Origin of the sequence: Kitasatospora sp. NPDC097605, assembly GCF_040302725.1 — a bacterium.
Taxonomy (GTDB): domain Bacteria; phylum Actinomycetota; class Actinomycetes; order Streptomycetales; family Streptomycetaceae; genus Kitasatospora.
In genome coordinates this window covers 86,660-108,192 of sequence record NZ_JBEOSF010000027.1, presented here as the reverse complement: position 1 = coordinate 108,192, position 21,533 = coordinate 86,660, and the positions used below count along the sequence as shown (strand labels likewise).

20 protein-coding genes are annotated in these 21,533 nt (G+C 72.6%); 11 read left to right on the top strand and 9 right to left on the bottom strand.

The window, feature by feature from the left end; all coding sequences use genetic code 11:
• Positions 1-214: 214 nt before the first annotated feature.
• Positions 215-679: a nuclear transport factor 2 family protein gene (locus ABTX81_RS26880; protein ID WP_350550336.1), complete on the bottom strand. Its 465-nt coding sequence runs from the start codon at positions 677-679 to the stop codon at positions 215-217.
• A gap of 207 nt (positions 680-886) precedes the next feature.
• Between ABTX81_RS26880 and ABTX81_RS26875 the strand changes: the two genes are divergently transcribed.
• The 4 genes from ABTX81_RS26875 to ABTX81_RS26860 are packed head-to-tail and all read left to right on the top strand — an operon-like array spanning position 887 to position 5,104.
• Positions 887-1,675: an SDR family NAD(P)-dependent oxidoreductase gene (locus tag ABTX81_RS26875; protein ID WP_350550334.1), complete on the top strand. Its 789-nt coding sequence runs from the start codon at positions 887-889 to the stop codon at positions 1,673-1,675.
• A gap of 46 nt (positions 1,676-1,721) precedes the next feature.
• A complete protein-coding gene (locus tag ABTX81_RS26870; protein ID WP_350550332.1) occupies positions 1,722-2,705 on the top strand; it encodes an aromatase/cyclase in 984 nt (327 codons plus the stop codon).
• Positions 2,702-4,279: a class I adenylate-forming enzyme family protein gene (locus ABTX81_RS26865; RefSeq protein ID WP_350550330.1), complete on the top strand. Its 1,578-nt coding sequence runs from the start codon at positions 2,702-2,704 to the stop codon at positions 4,277-4,279. The genes ABTX81_RS26870 and ABTX81_RS26865 overlap by 4 nt, the downstream gene beginning before the upstream one ends.
• Positions 4,280-4,327: 48 nt before the next feature.
• Positions 4,328-5,104, top strand: a complete 777-nt coding sequence (locus ABTX81_RS26860) for a cyclase family protein (protein ID WP_350550327.1) — start codon at positions 4,328-4,330, stop codon at positions 5,102-5,104.
• A gap of 77 nt (positions 5,105-5,181) precedes the next feature.
• Here ABTX81_RS26860 and ABTX81_RS26855 read toward each other — a convergent pair whose 3' ends face one another.
• Positions 5,182-6,222 carry a ketoacyl-ACP synthase III family protein gene (locus tag ABTX81_RS26855; RefSeq protein ID WP_350550324.1) on the bottom strand — a complete coding sequence of 347 codons (1,041 nt, stop codon included), beginning with the start codon at positions 6,220-6,222 and terminating at the stop codon, positions 5,182-5,184.
• Between the two features lie 258 nt (positions 6,223-6,480).
• On the opposite strand from ABTX81_RS26855, the gene ABTX81_RS26850 reads away from it, so the two are divergent.
• On the top strand, positions 6,481-8,229 hold the full coding sequence (locus tag ABTX81_RS26850; RefSeq protein ID WP_350550322.1) for an acyltransferase domain-containing protein: 1,749 nt from the start codon (positions 6,481-6,483) through the stop codon (positions 8,227-8,229).
• Between the two features lie 4 nt (positions 8,230-8,233).
• Here ABTX81_RS26850 and ABTX81_RS26845 read toward each other — a convergent pair whose 3' ends face one another.
• Positions 8,234-8,740 carry a MarR family winged helix-turn-helix transcriptional regulator gene (locus tag ABTX81_RS26845; RefSeq protein WP_350550320.1) on the bottom strand — a complete coding sequence of 169 codons (507 nt, stop codon included), beginning with the start codon at positions 8,738-8,740 and terminating at the stop codon, positions 8,234-8,236.
• 102 nt (positions 8,741-8,842) lie between these two features.
• On the opposite strand from ABTX81_RS26845, the gene ABTX81_RS26840 reads away from it, so the two are divergent.
• Both ABTX81_RS26840 and ABTX81_RS26835 read left to right on the top strand, forming a co-directional pair.
• A complete protein-coding gene (locus ABTX81_RS26840; RefSeq protein ID WP_350550317.1) occupies positions 8,843-10,336 on the top strand; it encodes an MFS transporter in 1,494 nt (497 codons plus the stop codon).
• A 74-nt stretch (positions 10,337-10,410) separates the two neighbouring features.
• Positions 10,411-10,878 (top strand): anthrone oxygenase family protein, encoded by a 468-nt coding sequence (locus tag ABTX81_RS26835; RefSeq protein WP_350550314.1) that lies wholly within the window; start codon positions 10,411-10,413, stop codon positions 10,876-10,878.
• 8 nt (positions 10,879-10,886) lie between these two features.
• Here the strand turns inward: ABTX81_RS26835 and ABTX81_RS26830 are convergent, their stop codons facing one another.
• The 4 genes from ABTX81_RS26830 to ABTX81_RS26815 form a co-directional block, all read right to left on the bottom strand.
• Positions 10,887-11,423, bottom strand: a complete 537-nt coding sequence (locus ABTX81_RS26830; RefSeq protein WP_350550311.1) for a MarR family winged helix-turn-helix transcriptional regulator — start codon at positions 11,421-11,423, stop codon at positions 10,887-10,889.
• Positions 11,424-11,541: 118 nt separating this feature from the next.
• A complete protein-coding gene (locus ABTX81_RS26825; RefSeq protein WP_350550356.1) occupies positions 11,542-12,354 on the bottom strand; it encodes an AIM24 family protein in 813 nt (270 codons plus the stop codon).
• 251 nt (positions 12,355-12,605) lie between these two features.
• On the bottom strand, positions 12,606-13,256 hold the full coding sequence (locus ABTX81_RS26820; protein WP_350550308.1) for an AIM24 family protein: 651 nt from the start codon (positions 13,254-13,256) through the stop codon (positions 12,606-12,608).
• Positions 13,256-13,894, bottom strand: coding sequence for an AIM24 family protein (locus tag ABTX81_RS26815; RefSeq protein WP_350550305.1), 639 nt, complete (start codon positions 13,892-13,894; stop codon positions 13,256-13,258). The genes ABTX81_RS26820 and ABTX81_RS26815 overlap by 1 nt, the downstream gene beginning before the upstream one ends.
• A gap of 197 nt (positions 13,895-14,091) precedes the next feature.
• Between ABTX81_RS26815 and ABTX81_RS26810 the strand changes: the two genes are divergently transcribed.
• A complete protein-coding gene (locus ABTX81_RS26810; protein ID WP_350550353.1) occupies positions 14,092-14,409 on the top strand; it encodes a DUF3817 domain-containing protein in 318 nt (105 codons plus the stop codon).
• Between the two features lie 94 nt (positions 14,410-14,503).
• Here ABTX81_RS26810 and ABTX81_RS26805 read toward each other — a convergent pair whose 3' ends face one another.
• Positions 14,504-16,111 carry a M4 family metallopeptidase gene (locus tag ABTX81_RS26805; protein ID WP_350550302.1) on the bottom strand — a complete coding sequence of 536 codons (1,608 nt, stop codon included), beginning with the start codon at positions 16,109-16,111 and terminating at the stop codon, positions 14,504-14,506.
• Positions 16,112-16,511: 400 nt separating this feature from the next.
• Positions 16,512-18,149, bottom strand: a complete 1,638-nt coding sequence (locus ABTX81_RS26800; protein WP_350550300.1) for a M4 family metallopeptidase — start codon at positions 18,147-18,149, stop codon at positions 16,512-16,514.
• Between the two features lie 490 nt (positions 18,150-18,639).
• Between ABTX81_RS26800 and ABTX81_RS26795 the strand changes: the two genes are divergently transcribed.
• From ABTX81_RS26795 to icmA, 3 genes are all read left to right on the top strand, one after another.
• Positions 18,640-19,179: a MarR family winged helix-turn-helix transcriptional regulator gene (locus ABTX81_RS26795; protein WP_350550297.1), complete on the top strand. Its 540-nt coding sequence runs from the start codon at positions 18,640-18,642 to the stop codon at positions 19,177-19,179.
• A 76-nt stretch (positions 19,180-19,255) separates the two neighbouring features.
• Entirely contained in the window at positions 19,256-19,597 is a 342-nt protein-coding gene (locus ABTX81_RS26790) for a DUF3817 domain-containing protein (protein ID WP_350550294.1), read from the top strand.
• 204 nt (positions 19,598-19,801) lie between these two features.
• Positions 19,802-21,487: a coenzyme B12-dependent isobutyryl-CoA mutase large subunit gene (gene icmA, locus ABTX81_RS26785; protein WP_350550289.1), complete on the top strand. Its 1,686-nt coding sequence runs from the start codon at positions 19,802-19,804 to the stop codon at positions 21,485-21,487.
• Positions 21,488-21,533: the final 46 nt, after the last annotated feature.

Below are 21,533 nucleotides of genomic sequence, written 5' to 3'. Positions count from 1 at the left end.
GCGATCAACGGGTGGTGGGGGTTGCGGGGGGTGGGGGGGGGACCCCAGGTCCGGGCGCTTCTCCCGTTGCCGGGCGCGGAGCGGGCGGACCGTCCGCCGAAGATCCGCCGAAGCCGAAGCCGAAGCCGAAGCCGAAGCCGAAGCCGCACCGACGGCGTGCCGACAGCCCGCCGCCCCCGCCGGCGAGGCCGACGGGGGCGGACGGCGGGCGGGTTCAGTCGCGCGCGATCAGGTCGTCGCGCAGGATGTGCCGGCTGCGGACCAGCCAGCCGCCGTGCTCACCGCGGACCAGGACGTCCTCGCAGAGGGTGCTGCAGTAGATCCCGGTGCGCGACTTCGGCAGGGTCTCCAGCACCATCACATAGGAGCGGGTGCGCACCGAGCCGTCCTCGGCCGGCTCCACGGCCAGCGTGGTCAGCACGTGCCGGCGGATCACCCCGGTCGGCCTGCGGGCCTCCTCGCCCGCCGCGGTGGCGGCCTCGATCGCCGCTCGGCCGACCACCGGCTCCGGGAAGGCGTTGGTGGAGAAGACGCCGTCCTCGGTGAAGCCGGCCGCCCAGGCGGCGACGTCGCCCAGGTCCACGGCCTGCATGTGGCGGGCGTAGAAGTGCTGGATCTCCAGGTGGAGCGCGGTGTCGACGGCCCCGGTGGTCGTCGCGGTGTCGAACAGTGCGGTCATCTGACGTCTCCTCGGGTCTGTCCCCGGAACGGGAGCTCCGGCGCCCGTCGAGCCTGTCCGGCGCCGCTGGAGGTCCGCTGGAGCCGGGCTGGACGCGGTGCGGGGGTCCAGCCCGGCTCCAGCGGGCCTTGAGGGGCGCCCGTGAGCATCGAGACCGCGCCGGCCCGTTCGCGGGGCCGGACACGGAAACGGACGGACGGAGTGGCAATGGGCGGGGAGCGGAACCGCGGCAGCGCGGTGGTCACCGGCGGCACCAGCGGGATCGGCCTGGCGGTGGCCCGGCACCTCGGCGCGGCGGGGTACCGGGTGTTCATCGGCGCGCGCGACGAGGCGGTGGTCGAGGCCACCGTCAAGGAGCTCGTGGGCGAGGGCGTCCAGGCCGGCGGCGCCCGGCTGGACGTCCGCGACGTACGGAGCGCCGGCGAGTTCACCGCCGCCGCGGTGGAGCGGTTCGGTCCGGTCGAGGTGCTGGTCAACAGCGCCGGCCGGGGCGGCGGCGGCACCACGGCGGAGCTCGCCGACGAGCTCTGGGAGGCCGTGATCGACACCAACCTCAACGGCACCTTCCGGATGACCCGCGAGGTGCTCACCACCGGCCGGATGCGCGAGCTGGACCGCGGCCGGATCATCAACATCGCCTCCACCGGCGGCAAGCAGGGCGTGGTGCTGGCCGCGCCGTACTCCGCGTCCAAGCACGGCGTGGTCGGCCTCTCCAAGGCGCTCGGCCTGGAGCTGGCCAAGACCGGGATCACCGTCAACGCCGTCTGCCCGGGCTTCGTCGAGACGCCGATGGCCGAGGAGGTCCGCAAGGGCTACGCCGCCGTCTGGGACACCACCCCCGAGGACGTCCTGCGGCGCTTCGAGGCGCGCATCCCGCTGGGCCGCTACACCACGCCGGAGGAGGTGGCCGGCCTGGTCGGCTACCTGACCACCGACCTGGCCGCCTCCGTCACGGCGCAGGCGATCAACGTCTGCGGCGGCCTCGGCAACTACTGACCGGCCCGCACCATCGACCGGCACGATCCACGAGGGGGAAGTACCCATGGCAGAGAACACCGCCGACGCCGGCCTGCCCGCGACCGGCGCCACCCACGAGGTCACGCACTCGATCACCGTGGCGGCACCCGCCAAGGCCGTCTACGACCTGGTCGCCGACGTCACCGCCTGGCCCCAGGTCTTCGGGCCGACCGTGCACGCCGAGCAGCTCGAACTGGTCGACGGCCAGGAGCGGATCCGGCTCTGGGCCTTCGCCAACGGCGAGGTGCGGAACTGGACCTCGCACCGCCGGCTCGACCCGGCCGGGCTCGGCGTGGTCTTCCGGCAGGAGCGCTCCAGCAGCCCGGTGGCCGCGATGGGCGGCGCCTGGCGGCTCACCGAGCAGGCCGACGGATCCACCCTGGTCGAGCTCGACCACTTCTGGCGGGCCGTCGACGAGAACGACCAGCAGGCCGTCCGCTGGATCGAGGAGGCCTGCGACCGGAACTCCACCGCCGAGCTGGCCGCCCTCCGGGCCGCCGCCGAACTCGGCGACACCGCCGGTGAGCTGTCCTTCACCTTCGAGGACACCGAGGAGATGCCGGGCGCCGACCCGGCCGAGGTCTACGCGTTCCTGCACCGCGCGGACCTGTGGCCGCAGCGGCTGCCGCACGTGACCCGGCTGGACCTCGGCGAGGACGAGGACGGCGTCCAGACCATGGAGATGGACACCCTCGCGGCCGACGGCTCCACGCACACCACCAAGTCCGTCCGGCTCTGCTTCCCGGACCGCATCGTCTACAAGCAGACCGGCCTGCCGCCGGTGATGACGGCGCACACCGGGCAGTGGCTGTTCACCCCGGTGGAGGGCGGCGTCCGCGTCTCCTCGCGCCACTCGGTGGTGCTCGACCCGGCCGCGCTGGCCGCCGCCTTCGGGCCGGACACCACGTACGCCGAGGCCCGGGCCGCCGTCCGCAACGCGCTCGGCACCAACAGCCTCACCACGCTCCGCCACGCCCGCGCCCACGCCACCCCCGGGGAGAACCTGTGACCGACCCGACCACCGAGCCGTTCCTCAGCCACGGCGCCGAGCTCCCGCCGGTCCCCGGCGGCAGCGTGGACGGGCTGCTCACCCGGGCCGCCGAGCGGTTCGGCGACCACCCGGCCGTGATCGTCCCCGGTGCCGGGCGGGTCACCTTCGCCGAACTCGACCGCCAGGCCGACGCCTACGCCCGCGGCCTGGCCGGGCTGCTCGGGTCGGACGGGGCGCTCGTCCTGCTCTCGATGGCATTGGTCCCCGAGTTCCCGGCGCTGTACTACGGCATCATCCGCAGCGGCAACGTGGTCAACCCGGCCAACCACATGTACAGCGCCGAGATGCTGGAGCACGCGCTCAGCCTGTCCCGGGCCCGGGCCGCCGTGGTCACGCCGGAGGTGTACCAGCGGCTGGCGCCGCTGCGCGACCGGCTGCCCGACCTTGAGCACGTGCTGTTGATCGGCCCCGCCCAGGACGGCGTCCCGTCGGTCCTGGACCTCCTGGCCGCCGACGCGTCCGGCCCGGTACCGGTGCCGAGCGAGGGCGAGGCCACCGCCTGCGTCCTGTTCACCAGCGGCTCGACCCGCAAGCCCAAGCCGGTGCGGCTCAGCCACCGCAACCTGCTGACCGGCGCCGTGCAGCTCTCCACCGCGCACGAGCAGGACGCCGGCTCGGTGGTGCTCAACGGGCTGCCGCTCTACCACCCGATGCACATGAACGCCTCGACCCACGTGGGCGCCACCCATGTGCTCTCCGGCGGGGACGTGGTGGACTCGGTGGGGCACGCCGACGAGTACCGGGCCACGCACTTCTACACCCTGCCGTTCCGGCTGATCCAGCTCTCCGGCCACCCCCGGCTCGGCGAACTGGAGCTGCGCACCGTACGGATGGTGGCGTCCGGCGGCTTCCCGCTGCGCCCGACCGTCCTGCGCGCGCTGGACCGGCAGTTCGGCGTCCCGATGCTCCAGGGCTACGGCATGTGCGAGACCTCCTCGCTGGCCGCCTCGGACCTGCTCTCGGCACCCCGGCCCGGCTCGGTGGGCCGCCCGCTGCCCGGCAGCCGGCTGCGGATCGTCGGCCTGGAGTCCCGGCTCCCGGTGGCCCCGCGCGCGATCGGCGAGATCCAGGTGCAGGGCCCGAACGTGATGACGGGCTACCTGGTGCCGCAGCCCGAGGAGGCCGTGGACGCCGAGGGCTGGCTCTCCACCGGCGACGTCGGCTACCTGGACGAGGAGGGCAGCCTGTTCTTCCTCGACCGGGTCCGGGACGTCTTCACCACCGGCGGCGTCCTGGTCGCCCCCGGCCAGATCGAGTGCTTCCTGGCCGAGGAGCCCGAGGTCGCCGAGTGCGCGGTGGTGGACGCCCCGCAGGACGGCGGGCTGGTGCCGGTGGCCTTCGTGGTGCTGCGCCCGGCGCACCGCCCGGCCGGCCCGCGGGCCCTGGCGGAGCTGCTGGACGGGCTGCGCGAGCGGGTCAACGCCCTGGTGGAGCCGCACCAGCGGCTGCACCGGGTGGAGGCGCTGGACGAGCTGCCCCGGCTGGCCAACACCAAGGTGGACCGGACCGAGCTGCGCAAGCGCGTCCGCTGACCACCGCGACCGCGTGAACCGACCGACAACCCTGCGGGAGACGAGAGCATGCGACTGATCGACCTGTCCTCGCCCATCGACGCCGACTTCTGGGAGGCGGAACCGATGGAGCACAAGGTCATGACGCCGGCCGAGGCGGCCGTCTACATGACCGACGGGATGCGCGAGCAGTTCGGGGTCGACCTCGACCCGGCGGTCCTGCCGGACGGGGAGTTCCTCAACCAGGACATCCTGACCGTCAGCACCCACATCGGCACCCACGTCGACGCCCCCTCGCACTACGGCACCCGGACCGGGCACGGCGGCCCGCCGCGGACGATCGACGAGATGCCGCTCGACTGGTTCCAGCGTCCGGCCTTCGTCCTGGACGTGCGCGGCGCCGGGACCGGCGCGGTGGGCGCCGACGTGCTGGCCGAGGAGCTGGCCCGGATCGGCTACCGGCCGCAGCCGCTGGACATCGCGCTGATCCACACCGGCGCCTCCGCCTGGGTCGGCACCCAGCGGTACTTCACCGAGTTCACCGGGCTGGACGGCTCGGCGGTGGACTTCCTGCTGGACTTCGGCGTCAAGGTGATCGGGACGGACGCGTTCAGCCTGGACGCGCCGTTCTCGGACATCATCCGCCGCTACCGGGAGACCGGCGACCGCTCGGTGCTCTGGCCCGCGCACTTCGCCGGGCGGGAGCGCGAGTACTGCCAGATCGAGCGGTTGGGCGGGCTGGACGCGCTGCCCCGGCCGTCGGGGTTCACGCTGACCTGCTTCCCGGTGAAGATCGCCCGGGCCGGCGCCGGCTGGACCCGCGCGGTGGCCACGGTCGAGGACTGAGCGGGACCGGACGAGGGAGGGACCGCCCCCGGTGGGGCGGTCCCTCCCTCGTCCGCGTCGGTCCGGTCCGGTCCCGGTCAGTCGAGCCAGGCCGGCCGGTGCTCGATCTCCAGCACCGCGCAGGACCAGGTGAACCCCGCCCCCACGCCCATCACCAGGCACCGGTCGCCCGGCCGGAGCCGCCCGGTGGCGGCCAGGTGGTCCAGCCCGGCGAACTGGTCGGCCGCGCCGAGGTGGCCCACGCCGCTGCCGAACTCCCAGGTGGTGCGGGCGATGTCGATGCCCAGGCGTTCCAGGAAGACCGCCTGCAGCCGGCGCCGGCCGAAGTGCGGCAGGACCAGGGTGGTGATGTCGTCGAGGCCGGCGTCGGCCTCGGCCAGCGCCTGCTTGAGCGCGGTGTCCTGGCCGGCCATGGTCCGGGCCAGCACGAAGGACTTGCCGGCGGTGGCCAGGAACTGCCGCTTCAGCGGGTCCAGGTCGATCGGGGAGCGCAGCCCCCCGAGGCCGGTTCCGAACGGGTCGTCGCCCCGGTGCATGCCCTCCAGCTCCGGGTCGGAGACGGTCACCAGGCTGCGCAGCCGGGCGAAGCCGCCCCGGCGGCTGAGCACCAGCGCCGAGCCGCCGTCCCCGTAGACCGTGCCGGGGTCGCTGCGCCAGCGGTCGAAGTGCTGCCCGGCGAACCGGTCGGCGGCGGTGAGCACCGCGGCGGCGCCGTGCTGCCCGGCGGGGGAGCCGAGGAAGGCGGCGGCGAGCTCCAGCGCGGCCATGCCCCCGTTGGACATCTGCCGGACCTCGACGGCCGGGCACTGGTTGCCGATCGCCACCCGCTGCACGTACGAGGCCGGCGGCCAGAGGTCGTGGCCCTGGTACCAGACGGTGGCGTGCAGCAGCAGCTGCACCTCCGCGGGCGTGTGGCCGCTGCGCGCCAGCGCGTCGGCGGCGGCGCGCGCGGCGAGCTCCGGCGGGGAGTCGCCCGGTCCGGCGACGGTGACCGCCCGGACACCGGTCGAGACGGCGGTGCGCCGGTCGACCAGCCCGGCGGCCAGCGCCTCCTCCACCGGCACCTCCGGCGGCAGCGCGCTGCCGGTCGCCGCTACGTACACGTCCTCGTACCTCATGCGTCCTCCGCTGCTCGAACTGGCCGGGCCGCCCGGCCGGTTGACGGGCAGCAGCCGCCTCCCACCCTGCGCCGGGCGGCTCGATCTGCCCTCGAACCGGACTGGAGGACCGCTGGTGGCGGGGTGTCTCCAGTGGAGTTCCAGCGGACCTGGAGAGGCGGATGACAGGGTCGACCGCCCGGGGCCGTCGTCAGGCCCGGTGGACTTCGAGGGTGGGGCGGTGTCATGGTCGAGCAGGACTGCGCGATTGTCAGGGGCATGGTCAGGTTGGAGGCGGCCGCCGACGCGCTCGCCGCGCCCGGGTGGGCCGGGCTGCTGCTGGCCTGGCTCGGCGTCGGGCCCGAGCGGCTGCCGGTCCGCACCCGCTTCGTGGTGGCCGGCCCGTTCGCGGCGGACCCGGCCGGGCCGTACCCGGTGGAGGCGGTCGCCGACTCCCGGGCCGCGCTGTTCGCCGCCTGCCGGGCGCTGGAGCGCGGCGAGGCGGACACCGTGGTCGCGGTCGGCCTGCACGAGCCGCGGTCCGGGGCCGTCTCCGCCGTGGTGCTGCGCCGCTCCGTGGAGGCGCTGGCCGAGGGCGAGCGGGTGCTCGGCCTGCTGCGCGCCTGCTCCTGGCCGCCGGCCGTCCCCGAGGGCGAGCCGGTCTCCGCCATCAGCGACCTGCGTCCGCTGTTCGGCTGGGGCGTGTGGCCGGCCGACGCGGTGCTGCGGCCCGGTCCCGAGCCCACCGACGGCCGGGCGGTGCTGCTGATGCCCCCGGGCGAGCGGCTCAGCCGCAGCCCCGGCGTCGGGCCGTACCTGCACGCCTGGTCGGCGCAGGACGCGGAGACCGAGGAGCGGATGCGCGACGAGGCGCTGAGGGCGCTGGAGTCGGCCGAGGAACGCGGGTGCGTGCCGATGCCGCAGCTCTTCCGGCAGCCGGTCGAGCCGGTCCGCGGCTGCCTGGTGGCCTCCTCCAGGGAGGAGGCGGTGGCGGCGCTGCGGACCGGGGGCCCGGTGCTGCGCGGCACCGTGACCGAGCGCCGGGGCGTCGCGCTGCTCTTCCCCGGCCAGGGCTCGCAGTATCCGCGGATGGGCGCCGGGCTGTACGGCCACGAGCCGGTGTTCACCGCCGCCGTCGACGCGGTGCTGCTCCTGCTGGCCGACGGCGAGCGGGTGCGCGACGTCTGGCTCTCCGGCGACCCGGTCGACGCGACCGAGTACTCCCAGCCGCTGCTGTTCGCGGTCGGCTACGCGATGGGCAGGCTCGTCATGAGCTGGGGCGTACGGCCGCACGCGCTGCTCGGGCACAGCATCGGCGAGATGGTGGCGGCGACCCTGGCCGGGGTGTTCACCCTGCCGGACGCGGTGCGGCTGGTGCGCGAGCGGGTGGAGCTGGTGGCGGACGCGCCGCCCGGCGGGATGCTGGCGGTCGCGGCGGCGCCGGACCGGCTGGCGCCGTACCTGTTCGGCGACGTGGTGGTGGGCGCGGTCAACGGCTCGCGCCAGTGCCTGCTGGCCGGGCCGGACGCGGAGCTGGCGAAGGTGGCCGGGGCGCTGGAGGCGGACGGTGTCACCTGCCGTCCGGCCAAGTCCCACAAGGCCTTCCACAGCCCGGCGCTCGCCCCGTACGCGGCGGCCTCCACGCCCTCGTTCGCCGCGGTGCGCCGCAACCTGCCCTCGATCCCGGTCCACTCGGCGGCCGGCGGCGGTCCGCTGACCGCCGAGCAGGTCGCCGATCCCTCCTTCTGGGCGGGGCAGTTGGCGGGCCCGGTGCTGTTCGGTCCGGCGCTGAACAGGCTGCTGGCCGACGGGGACCACCTGCTGGTCGAGGCCGGCCCCGGACAGGGGCTCGCCGCCCTGGCCCGCCGGCATCCGGCGGTCCGTGCCGGGCGGAGCGCCGTCACGGCGCTGCTGCCGACCCGGCCGGGGACGCCGGAGGACGACCGGCGGGCGCTGCTGTCCGGGGCCGGCCGGCTCTGGGTGGAGGGTCACGACCTGGACCGGGACGCCCTGCAGCCACCCAAGTGAGCCGTCAGCCGGACTGCCCGCCCAGGGTCGCCTGGCCGGACACCACCTTCTCCAGCAGCGCGCGCAGCGTGTTCAGCTCCTCCTCGGAGAGGAACTGCGCGAAATGCCGGCGGATGTTGCCGATCTGGGTGGGCAGGGCCGCGGCGAGGGTGATCCGGCCGGTGTCGGTGATCACCGCGTAGGTCACCCGGCGGTCGTCGGTGGCGGTCTGCCGGCGGACCAGGCCGGCCAGTTCCATCCGGTCGATCAGCTTGGTGACGCTGGCCTTGGAGACCACCAGGGACTGGGAGAGCTCCTGCATCCGCAGTCGCCCCTCCGGCCGCCGGTGCAGCCGGGCCAGGACCTCGAACCAGGCCAGCGAGACCCCGTGGGCGTCGATCAGCTCGCGGTCGAGGGTCTTGGAGACCAGCGAGAACGCGTGGACCACGGTCATCCAGGCCTGGAAGCCGGCCTCGTCGGCCTCCGGCGGGGCGGAGCCCAGGGGGAGTGACGCCGATTGTTTGATTGACATGGAAACCATCATACGGCTAGATTGCCGAACCGAACGGTTTCCAAGTTAATTAATCTCAGCGCGCCCCCCTTGTGCGAGGCGCGTACCTCCTGAGGGGACGTCATGTCCGAACGTGTAACTCTCTCGGCTGATTCGGCGACCCGCGGGCATCCCGTCCGGACCGCGATCGTGGTCGGGATCGCCTTGTTCATGGCCTCGTTGGACAACCTGATCGTCACCACGGCGCTGCCGAGCATCCGCGAGGAACTGCACACGGACGTCGAAGGCCTGGAATGGACGGTCAACGGCTACACCCTGACCTTCGCGGTCTTTCTGATGATCGCTTCGGCGGTCGCGGACCGGTTCGGCCGTAAGCGCCTCTTCGCGGTCGGACTGGCGATCTTCACCGGTTCCTCCGCGCTCGCCGCGCTCTCCGACAGCATCGAGACGCTGATCACCGCCCGGGTCATCCAGGGCCTCGGCGCGGCCATCGTGCTGCCGCTCACCCTGACCCTGCTCTCCGCCGCCTTCCCGCCCGAGAAGCGCGGTGCCGCGCTCGGCGCCTGGGGCGGCATCGGCGGCCTGGCCGTCGCACTCGGCCCGCTGGCGGGCGGCCTGGTGCTGAACAACCTCTCCTGGTCCTGGATCTTCTGGATCAACGTGCCGATCGGCATCGTCCTGCTGGCGCTCATCCCGGGCTGGCTCACCGAGAGCCACGGCCCGAGCACCAAGCTCGACCTGGTCGGCACCCTGCTCGCCGGGCTCGGCATGCTCGGCCTGGTGCTCGGCATGGTCCGGGCCGGCGAGCGCGGCTGGACCGACGGCCAGATCGTCGCCAGCCTGGTCGCCGGCGTGCTGTTCTTCGCCGCCTTCGTCTGGTGGGAGGCGCGCACGCCCACCCCGATGCTGCCGCCGCGCTTCTTCCGCAGCGCCACCTTCACGGCGGCCAACCTGGCGTCGCTCTTCATGTACTTCGGCATGTTCGGCGTGATCTTCCTGATCACCCAGTACCTGCAGACCGTGCAGGGCGCCTCCCCGCTCGGCGCCGGCGTCAAGATGCTCACCTGGACCGGCATGACCCTGCTCGCCGCCCCGGCCAGCGGCATCCTGTCCGACAGGATCGGCGGCAAGCCGATCGTCGCGGCCGGCCTCTTCCTCCAGGCCGCCGGCATCCTCTACCTGGCCATGGTGGTCACCCCGACCGCGTCCTACGCCGTGCTGATCCCCGGCTTCATCGCCAACGGCCTCGGCATGGGCCTCTACTACGGCCCGGTCGCCAACCTGGTGCTCGGCTCGGTCGGCCGCGCCGAGGAGGGCATCGCCTCCGGCGCCAACAACGCGATCCGCGAGCTCGGCGGCGTCTTCGGCATCGCCGTGCTGGCCTCGATCTTCACCGCCGAGGGCGGCTACGGCAGCGCCCAGAGCTTCACCGACGGCCTGGCCCCGGCGCTCTGGATCGGCACCGCCGTGGTGCTGCTCGGCGGTGTCTCCGCCCTGTTCATCAAGAGCCGCCCGGCGGCGGAGGCCGCCGGGGCGCCGGCCGGTCCGGCCGTCGAGCCGGTCAAGGAGACGGCGGGCCGCCCCGGCGGCGCCGTCCTCACCGAGATCGAGATCTGACCCGTCCGCTTCCGGTACGACCCCCCGGGCCACCGCCCGGGGGGTCGCACCCACGACCGAGAGGTTCGGCCGCCGTGGCACGTCCGGTCATGCTGCTCGCCCTGGTCTGCACCGGCCTGTTCGCCGGGTTCTGCTTCTGTTACGCCTTCGCCGTGGTCCGCGGCCTGGCACGGCTCGACGACCGGGCCTACGTCGTCGCGATGCGGCACCTGAACGAGGCGGTGCCCAGTCCGCCGTTCCTGGTGGTGCTGGCCGGGACGGCGCTGCTGCCGTGGGCCGTCCTCGCGGGCGGTTTCGGCGACGGCGGTTCGCGCTCCTGGCTGCTGGGCGCGGCGGCGCTCTGCGCGGCCGCCGCGATCGCCGTCACCCTGCTCGGCAACGTCCCGCTGAACGCCCGGCTGGCCGCCGGCAGCCCGGTCACCGAGGCGGACTGGCACGCGCTGCGGCAGGGGTTCGAGGCGCGCTGGAACGCCCTGCACGCCGCGCGCACCGCGCTCGCGGCGGCCGCCTTCGGCCTGCTCGCGGCAGGTGGCCTGAAGTAGCCCTCGGACTAGGAGCGTCCGCGCAGTCCGCGCAGGTGCTCGGCGACCGGGGCCAGCGCCTCGTACATCGCGTCCAGCTGCTCCGGGGTGAACCGGTCGATGAAGTGCGCCCGGACGCTGCGGACGTGGTCCGGGGCGACTCGCTGCATGGTCGCCCAGCCCTGCTCGGTGAGGTGGGCGTAGAGGCCGCGGCGGTCGCCCGGACACTCCTGGCGCAGCACCAGGCCGGCGTTCTCCATCCGGGTGATCTGGTGCGAGAGCCGGCTCTTGGACTGGAGGGTCGCGGTGGCCAGGTCGGTCATCCGCATCCGCCGCTCGGGGGCCTCGGAGAGCACGACCAGGATCTCGTAGTCGTTGATCGCGAGGCTGTGCGGCTGGAGCTCCCGGCTGAGCTGGTAGTCGAGCAGCTTGGCGACCTCCAGGTGGGCGCGCCACAACCGCTGCTCCCGGGCGGTCAGCCAGGGGGTCTCCTCCGCGCGCGCCTCATCGGGGGCCGCGGACGGCGGGGCTGAGATGTCGGCCGGGTCGATCGTGTGCGTCTCCATGGACCCAGGATACCGCATTTAGTTCAATGTTGTACGACTTTCTCGGTGCCCGCGTCCGTCGGCCGCCGCGATCCGGCCACGGCGCGACGGGGCGTCCCGCCGCGCCGCGGCCGTGCGGTCAGAGCCCGAAGCGCCGTCCGAGGTTGCCCAGGTTACCGAGACCGGGCACGTTCACGTTCGGCAGTTGGGTGCCGTGTCCCGAGGGGTGCTGGGTCGGCACCCCGCCCATCGGCACCCCGGCCTCGGCGTGCACCTGGCCGACCGCCCGCTCCGCCATCAGCACCTCGGTCGACTGCAGCAGCACCTGGCCGGCGCCGATGAACTCGAACTGGTGCTCCTCGCCGGACGCCCCGCCCAGCCCGGTGAGCCGGCGCAGACCGCCGATCAGCCCGTGCATGTAGTCGTGGTCGTAGTGGTGGCACGGCGCCGGGCAGTCCGCCCAGCCGACCAGCGCCTGCGGGTCCACCCGGATCGGCGGCTCGACGAAGTGCACCGGCCCGTTCGAGGCGGCGACGAACTTGCCGGTGCCGATCAGGGTCAGGAAGCCCGGGATGATCGACTGCTTGAGCCGCAGGGTGGTCTCGAAGGCCAGCAGGTTCCCCGAGCGGACCGTCAGGTTCCCCTCCTCCAGGTCGTAGGAGTTGAGGTCGAAGGCCCGGTCGGCCAGCAGCAGCTTGCCGCGTCCCTCGGCGACCACCCAGTCCGCCGCGTGCATCGGCGAGTTGAAGTGCTGCCCGAGCATCCGGTCCACCGCGCCGGCGCCGACGCCCTTGAAGGAGATGTCGCCGTAGTAGGCGATCATCTTGCCCTTCTGCAGGAAGTAGGAGCCGTTGAGGTCCACCGAGAAGGCGTACGGGTTGACGTTGTCGTTGGACGGCAGGCTGTGCGCGTCGTGCACCACCGGGCCGGAGCCGTCCTGCGCCTTGGGCAGCGGGGCCTGCGCGCCGCCGAACTGCTCCTGGGCGTACTGCTGCGGCGGCTGGGGCGGGTAGCCCTGCGGCGGGGGCGGCGGGTAGCCGCCCTGCTGGGGGTAGCCCTGCGGCGGGTAGGGCTGCCCCTGCGGGGGGTACGGCTGGCCCTGCGGCGGGTAGCCGGGCGGCGGGGCGGCGGGGTAGCCGGGCTGGGTCGGCTGGCCGTACGGGTCGTGCGGCTGCCCGTACGGGGGCTGCGGAGGGTAGGACATCAGAGCTTCTCCTCGCTCGCCTGCACGAACACCGTGCCGTTGCCGGACAGCTCCAGCTGGAACGCCTCGCCGGAACCGCGGCCGATCATGTCGCGCCACCCGAGCGCGGTGGACAGCTTGTTCTGGACCTGGCCGCGGTGCGCGACATAGGCCTGCGGGTCGACGTGCACCGGCTGGTGCGGGGTGATCGGCAGCTCGAAGACGCCGCCGTGCGCCATCACCGCGATCGAGCCGTGGCCGTCCAGCTTGGTGGTGAACAGGCCCTGGCCGGTCACCTGGCCGCGGACCATGCCCATCACGCCGCCCTGCGAGCCCATGAACATGGTGGACTGCTGCAGCGTGCCCTCGAAGGCCAGCAGCCGGTCCGCCTCGACGTACAGGGTGTCGCCGGTCAGGTCGATCACGTGCACGTGGTGGCCGCCGTGGCCGAACAGCACGGTGCCCTGGCCCTCGACGGTCATCAGCGGGGTGTCCTCGTTGGCCACCCGGCGGCCGATCATCGACATCACGCCGCCCTGCCCGCCGGTGATGTTCGGTGTGAACCGCACCTCGCCGGTGTACGCGAGCATCGCGCCGCGCTGGCTGAACATCCGCTGGCCCGGGACGACCCGGGCCTCGATCATCTTGTTGTTGATCTTCGTGAACGCCATCAGACGTCGCCCCCGACGGTCAGCTTCTCGGAGGGCTGCACGTAGACCAGTCCCTCGCCGGTGAACTCCACCTGGACGGCCTCGCCGCCGCCCTCGCCGATGAAGGTGCTCCAGCCGGCGCCGGACTTGATGGAGCGGTTGAGGTTGCCGGTGTGGGCGACGTACGCGCCGGGGTCGACCCGCAGCGGCATGCCCTGGGAGACCCGCAGGATGATCGCCGGCCCCTGGGAGGTGACGGCGGCCCAGCCGTGGCCCTCGACCTTGGTGGTGAACAGGCCGTTGCCGGAGGAGACGCCGTTCAGGCCGGTGAAGGTGGTACCGGTCTTCAGCGTGCCCTCGGTGCAGAGCAGGTTGTCGGACTCGACGTAGAGCGTCTCGCCGTTCAGCCGCACCAGGTTGATCTCGGTCGCCTGGTCGGCGAAGTAGCAGGTGCCCTGTCCCTTCACCTCCATGACCGTCATCTGCTCACCGGTGAGCCGGCGGGTCACCATGCCGCGCAGGCCGTCACCGCCCCCGCTGAGCTTCTTGAAGTTCATCTGGCCGGTGTACGCGACCATTGAGCCGTTCTTGGCCTTCACGGAATCGCCGGTCATGTCGACGGCGAGCGTCTTTGACCCCTGGAGTCGAAACTGTGCCACGGGCGCAATCTAGCGGTCGGCGGGCGCGACGGGGGAGGGGGCGGCGGTGTTCTGGTACGCGTCTGCGACAAAGCGGGCGGCCGGGCTCCGGTACCACCCCCGGGGGAAGGTCCGCACATCTGCTCGGTGATAATGGAGCGGATGCTTGTGAGCCGGTTCACAAGCGATCTCCGAGCCCCCCGCGTATCGAGGTACCCATCGTGAACAGCAGCGCCGTCCACCGCCTGCGCCTGGTCTCCGGCCCCGAAGGGGTCTCCTTCCTGCTCCTGCTGCTCTGCTCGGTGCTGAAGCGCACCACCGACTTCAACGCCGTACCGGTGATGGGCATGATCCACGGGATCCTGTTCATCCTGTACGTCGTCTTCTGGATCATGGCCTGGCAGACGCAGAAGTGGGACGTCAAGCGCGGCGCCCTGCTGTTCATCCTCTCGGTGCTGCCCGGCGGCGGCTTCGTGGCCGAGCGGATGCTCGCCAAGGAGGAGCGCGGCGAGAGTGCGGTGCCGGCCACGGCCTGACCCCTCCCCTCGACGTGCCGGCAGGCTGCCGGGGCCTCCTCTCCCAGTGGGCCCCGGCAGCCTGCCGTTTTTTCGGGGGGTGGTCCGTCGGCGGCTAGTTGACGTTCACCGCGCTCCAGGCCGCCGCCACCGCGTTGTACTCGGGGGTGCCGAGGCCGTAGAGGTCCTTGGCGGCGGACAGGGTCCCGGTGCGGGCGGCCTTGTAGTTGGTGCTGGAGGTGAAGTACACGGTCAGCGCGCGGTACCAGATGGCGGCGGCCTTGTTCCGGCCGATGCCGGTGACGGTCGAGCCGTTGGAGGTCGGGCTGTTGTAGCTGACGCCGTTGATCACCTTGGCGCCGCTGCCCTCGGCCAGCAGGTAGAAGAAGTGGTTGGCCACGCCCGAGGAGTAGTGGACGTCGATGCCGCCGATCCCGGAGTACCAGGAGTCCTTGGACGAGCCGTCCTTGGAGGGCTTGTCCATGTAGCGCAGCGGCTGGCCGTTGCCGAAGATGTTGATCTTCTCGCCGATCAGGTAGTCCGGCACGTCGCCCGGCAGGTTGGCGTACCACTCGACCATGGTGCCGAAGATGTCCGAGGTGGCCTCGTTGAGGCCGCCGGACTCGCCGGAGTAGGTCAGGTTGGCGGTCGCCGAGGTGACGCCGTGGCTCATCTCGTGGCCGGCCACGTCGACGGCGGTCAGCGGGTTGACGTTGCCGGAGCCGTCGCCGTAGGTCATGCAGAAGCAGGAGTCCTGCCAGAAGGCGTTGACGTAGGCGTTGCCGTAGTGCACCCGGTTGCTGGCGCCGACGCCGTTGTTCTTGATGCCGTTGCGGCCGAAGGTGTTCTTGTAGTAGTCCCAGGTGGCGCCGGTGCCGAACTGCGCGTCCACGGCGGCGGACTGGGTGTCGGAGGCGGTGCCGTTGCCCCAGGTGTTGTCCGCGTCGGTGTACAGCGCGTTGCCGCTCTTGGCGTTCCCGGTCCACTGGTTGCCGCGGGACGGGTCCTTGAGCTGGTAGGTGGAGCCGCTCTGGGTGGTGGTCAGGGTGACCGTCCCGACGTGCACGCCCTTGCCGGTGCCGGTCGCGGTCTGCACCTCCTCGTGGGTGGAGAGCACCTGGCCGGTGGCGGCGTCGGTGACCAGCCGCTGGCTGCTCGGGGTGCCGTCGGCCCGCTCGCCGTGGACCACCGTCCGGTACGCCAGGCGCGGGCTGCCGTCGCCCGCCCAGACCACCAGGTCCGGGGTGCTCGCGCCGTCGACCCGGGTGACGGGGGAGGCGTCCGCGTCGGCCGGGGCGATGCCGACGGTGGCCCGGACCGAGTCGACGGCCTGGGTGGAGGCGGTGCCGGCGGAGAGCGCCGGGGTGAGGCTCGCCAGCGAGATCCGGCCCTCGAAGGCCCGGTCCACCGAGGCGATCGAGCCGTTGGCCTTCTGGTGGACGACCAGGTCGCCGCCGAGGACCGGCAGGCCGGCGTAGGTGCGGTCGTAGCGCAGGTGGCGCGTGCCGTTGGCGTCGACCACCACGTCCTTGACGACCAGCTGCTCCTGCCCGCCGAGGGCGAGCGCCTTCGCCACCGGCGCGGCCTGCTGCCCCGCCATCGCGATGAGCGACTCGCGCTGCTGGACGGGGGCGGCCTGGGCGGGGGCGGCGGCGACCTGGATGGCGCCGGCGAGCAGGGCGGAGGCGGAGAGTACGGCGCCGGCTGTCAGCTTTCGCTTCACGTGCGGGTTCCTTCCACGAAACCGCGGGTGCGCGGTCACGCCTCGTACCGGGGCGCCGGGTCGGCGCCAGGGGGCGGTAGGGCGCGGACGTGCTGCTCCCGTGCGGCCTGACGCGCCGTCGGCGGGTGGGGGCGACGGACGTCCGGACGGGGCTTTGGTCAGAAGCATGACAATGCAGGTCGTGAAAGGACAGGGCGCCGCCGGGGGTTGGCCAGGTTTCGCCAAGACCACTACGGATGGTGGTGGGTGCGACAGTTGCCGGGTATGCGCCGATTGATCCGCTGGCGGGATCCCGCCAGCGGCGGGGCTTGCCGGCCTCGGGCCGCGTTGCTACGCGGGCGAATGACCAGACGTCCGGGGCCTCCCTCCCTGAGGGCCCCGGACGCTCGGTGCGCGGACGTCAGTTGACGTTGACGCCGCTCCACGCGGCCGCCACCGCGTTGTACTCGGCGCTGCCGGCGCCGTAGAGGTCGGCCGCCGCGCTCAGGGTGCCGGTGCGGGCCGCCTTGTAGTTGGTGGTCGAGGTGAAGTAGACGGTCAGCGCGCGGTACCAGATCGCCGCGGCCTTGTCCCGGCCGATGCCGGTGACCGTGGAGCCGTTGGAGGTCGGGCTGTTGTAGCCGACGCCGTTGATGGTCTTGGCGCCGCTGCCCTCGGCCAGCAGGTAGAAGAAGTGGTTGCCCACGCCCGAGGAGTAGTGGACGTCCAGGCCGCCCACCGAGGAGGACCAGGAGTCGGCCGAGCCGCCGTCCTTGGAGGGCTTGTCCATGTAGCGCAGCGGGGTGCCGTCGCCGTTGATGTCGATCTCCTCGCCGATGAGGTAGTCCGGCGGGTCGGCGGGGAGGTTGGCGGACCACTCGACCATGGTGCCGAAGATGTCCGAGGTGGCCTCGTTGAGACCGCCGGACTCGCCCGAGTAGTTCAGGCCGGCGGTGGCCGAGGTGACGCCGTGGGTCATCTCGTGGCCCGCGACGTCCAGCGCGGTCAGCGGGTTGCTGTTGTTGGTGCCGTCGCCGTACGTCATGCAGAAGCAGGAGTCGTTCCAGAACGCGTTGACGTAGTTCCTGCCGTAGTGGACCCGGCTGGTGGCGCCGACGCCGTTGTTCTTGATGCCGTTGCGGCCGAAGGTGTTCTTGTAGTAGTCCCAGGTGGCCGCCGCGCCGAACTGGGCGTCCACCGCGGCCGACTGGCGGTTGGCGGCGGTGCCGTCGCCCCACACGTTGTCGGTGTCGGTGAGGAGGGTGCCGGAGCCGGAGGTCTTGCCCTTGAGGTCGCTGGTGGACTGGCCGCCGCGCGAGGCGTCCTTGAGCGAGTAGGACGAGCCGCTCTGGGTGGTGGTCAGCGGGACGGTGCCGACGAAGACGCCGGTGCCGGTCCCGGTGGCGGTCTGCACCTGCTCGTGGCTGGACAGCACCTGGCCGGTGGCGGCGTCGGTGACCAGCAGCCGGCTGCTGGGCGTGCCGTCGGCGCGGACGCCCTCCACGGTGGTCCGGTAGGCGAGTCGCGGATTGCCGTCGGCGGCCCAGACCACCAGCTGGGCGGCGCCGGCCTGGTGGACCTTGGTGACCGGGGACTCGTCCTTGTCGGCGGCGATGCCGACGGTGGACTGCACGGCGCCGGACGCCTGTGCGGCGGCCTGGTCGGCGGGGATCCCCGGCGTCAGGCTCGGCACCGTGATCCGCGCGGTGACCGCCTTGTCGACCGCCTTGACGGAGCCGTCGCCGGCCTGGTGCACGACCAGGTCGCCGCCGAGGACCGGCAGGCCGGCGTAGGTGCGCTCGAAGCGGAGGTGGCGCGTGCCGTCGGCGTCCACCACGGCGTCCTTGGCGACCAGCGCCTCCTGGCCGCCGAGTCCGAGGGCCTTGCTCAGCGGGCCGCCCTGACCGTTCGCCAGCGCGATCAGGTCGGCGCGGTGCTGTGCGGCCTGTGCCTGGACCGACGGGGTGGGGGTGGCCTGGGCGGCGGTGCTCACCTGGATGACGCCGGTGAGGAGGGCGGTGGCGGAGAGTACGGCGCCGGCTGCGAGCTTTCGCTTCACGTACAGGTCCTTCCGGGAAACCGCGTGTGCGCGGTCGCGCCGCGTTCCGGGGTGCCGGGGTTGGCACCTGAGGGGCGGAACGGGCGCTGACGTGCTGCTCCGTGCGGTCCACGGTGGTCACCGGCGAGTGGGGCGGTGGCCACCGGACGGGGCTGGCGGAAAGCATGACAATCCAACAAGTGAAATGACAGGTCTTGTTCAGGGATTGGCCAGGTCCCGCCAATGCGGCGGAAGGTGAACGGAGTGACAAAAGGGGCGAATCGCCCCGTCTTTCAGCGGGTTACCGTCCGAACCGACGCCTGATAGCGGGGCGGACGCCGTCCGGGGGGTCAACCACCCCGGCCGGCGGGGTGGTTGGCGCCCGTTCACACCCCCGCAACGTGCTGGTATGTACCTGACGAGTCGACTGGCGGGATCCCGCCACGTGTCGCGCTTGTCCACCATCAGGACGCCTGATAGCCCGCGCCGCGCCCGCCGGTACGGTAAGGAGGTGGCCAAGCCCCTCGCTCTCGACTTCGACCCGATCGCCCGCGCCGACGAACTGTGGACCCGCCACTGGGGGACCGTCCCCGCCATGGCGGCGATCACCTCGATCATGCGGGCCCACCAGATCCTGCTCTCCCGCGTGGACGCGGTCCTCAAGCCGTACGGGCTGACCTTCGCCCGCTACGAGGCGCTGGTGCTGCTCACCTTCAGCCGGACCGGCGAGCTGTCGCTCTCCAAGATCGGCGAGCGGCTGATGGTCCACCCGACCAGCGTCACCAACACCGTCGACCGCCTGGAGCGGGCCGGCCTGGTCGCCCGCCGCCCCAACCCGCTGGACGGCCGGGGCGTGCTCGCCGCGATCACCGACCGGGGCCGCGAGGTCGTCGAGGGCGCCACCCGGGAGCTCATGGCGATGGACTTCGGCCTGGAGGAGTACGGGGCCGACCGGTGCCGCGAGGTCTTCGAGCTGCTCCGCCCGCTGCGGGTGGCGGCGGGCGACTTCACCGAGGCGTCCGGTGAGGGGCCTGCACGGGCGGAGGCGTGAGGGCGGCTACCCTCGTGTGAGCGGTGCGCGGATCCGGACGTACCCCCCGATGCTGCCGAGCGAGGCGATGAAGACGATGAAGGCGACCCCCCTGCTGGGCTGGTACCGCGCCCTGGCCATTGCGACCGGTGTGGCACTGCTGGTGTTCTGCGGCTTCATGGTCGCGAAGTACGGCTTCGACGCGGCCGAGGACCTGACCACCTATGTCGCGATGCTGCACGGCTACCTCTACATCGGGTACTTCGTGGTGACCTTCATGCTCGGCCAGAAGCTCAAGTGGCCGCTGGGCCGGATGGTCTTCTTCCTGGCCGCCGGCTGCATCCCGTTCGCCTCCTTCGTCGCCGAGCGCAAGGTGGTCGCCGAGGCCGCCGTCAAGCTGCCCGCCGGTGACGCCGCCCGCCAGCCGGCCGGCGTCTGACCGAAGTCCCGAAGGGCGCCCTCCCCGCACGGGGAGGGCGCCCTTCCGCATGCACGTTCCGTAGCCGCCCGCCGTGGATATGCTCCCGGTGCTTCGACCGGGCGTCCGTCGACAAGTACTAGGACGTCCGAGTAAATTAGTAGGACGTCCTAACAGCTGTGCCGCCCGCTGGTGTGGCGGCCGTACGGAGCGGAGTTCGGGGTCATGGACGCCGAGGAGATCGAGCGCGGGCGGCAGCGCTGGCAGCAGCGGTACGACAGTGCCCGCAAGCGGGACGCGGACTTCACCACCCTCTCCGGGGACGAGGTCGAGCCGGTCTACGGTCCGGCCCCCGGGCAGGCCTACGAGGGCTTCGAGCGGATCGGCTGGCCCGGCGAGTACCCGTACACCCGCGGTCTGCACCCGACCGGCTACCGCGGGCGGACGTGGACCATCCGCCAGTTCGCCGGCTTCGGCAACGCCGAGCAGACCAACGAGCGGTACCGGATGATCCTGGAGGCGGGCGGCGGCGGCCTCTCGGTCGCCTTCGACATGCCCACCCTGATGGGCTACGACTCCGACGACCCGCGCTCGCTCGGCGAGGTGGGCCACTGCGGCGTGGCGATCGACTCGGCCGCCGACATGGAGGTGCTGTTCCGCGGCATCCCGCTCGGCGAGGTCACCACCTCGATGACGATCAGCGGCCCGGCGGTGCCGATCTTCTGCATGTACCTGGTCGCCGCCGAGCGGCAGGGCGTCGACCCGGCGGTGCTCAACGGCACCCTGCAGACCGACATCTTCAAGGAGTACATCGCCCAGAAGGAGTGGCTCTTCGCCCCCGAGCCGCATCTGCGCCTGATCGGCGACCTCATGGAGTACTGCGCGAACGGGATCCCGGCGTACAAGCCGCTCTCGGTCTCCGGCTACCACATCCGCGAGGCCGGGGCGACGGCCGCGCAGGAGCTGGCGTACACCCTGGCCGACGGCTTCGCCTACGTCGAGCTGGGCCTGTCCCGGGGCCTGGACGTGGATGTCTTCGCGCCGGGCCTGTCCTTCTTCTTCGACGCGCACCTCGACTTCTTCGAGGAGATCGCCAAGTTCCGCGCCGCCCGCCGGATCTGGGCCCGCTGGATGCGCGAGCGGTTCGGCGCGAAGACCGAGAAGGCCCAGTGGCTGCGGTTCCACACCCAGACCGCCGGTGTCTCGCTCACCGCCCAGCAGCCGTACAACAACGTGGTCCGCACCGCCGTCGAGGCGCTCTCGGCGGTGCTCGGCGGCACCAACTCGCTGCACACCAACGCCCTGGACGAGACCCTGGCGCTGCCCTCCGAGCAGGCCGCCGAGATCGCCCTGCGCACCCAGCAGGTGCTGATGGAGGAGACCGGCGTCACCAACGTGGCCGACCCGCTGGGCGGCTCCTGGTACGTCGAGGCGCTGACCGACCGGATCGAGCAGCAGGCCGAGGAGATCTTCCGGAAGATCCTCGACAAGGGCCGCGAGGACCACGCGATCGGCCCGATCACCTCCGGCATCCTGCGCGGGATCGAGGAGGGCTGGTTCACCGGCGAGATCGCCGAGGCCGCCTTCCAGTACCAGCAGGGGGTGGAGAAGGGCGAGAAGCGCGTCGTCGGCGTCAACTGCCACCCGCGCAGCGTCACCCCCGAACTGGAGATCCTGCGGGTCAGCCACGAGGTGGAGCGCGAGCAGGTCCGGGTGCTGGGCGCGCGCAGGACGGCCCGGGACGAGGCCGCGGTGCGGGCCGGGCTGGACGCCATGCTGGACGCCGCGCGGTCCGGCGCGTCGATGATCCCGCCGATGCTGGACGCGGTGCGGGCCGAGGCGACCCTGGGCGAGATCTGCAACGCGCTGCGCGACGAGTGGGGGATCTACCGGGAGACCGCCCGGTTCTGAGACCCGTTCCGGCCGCCCGGCACCCCTCGCGGGTGCCGGGCGGCCT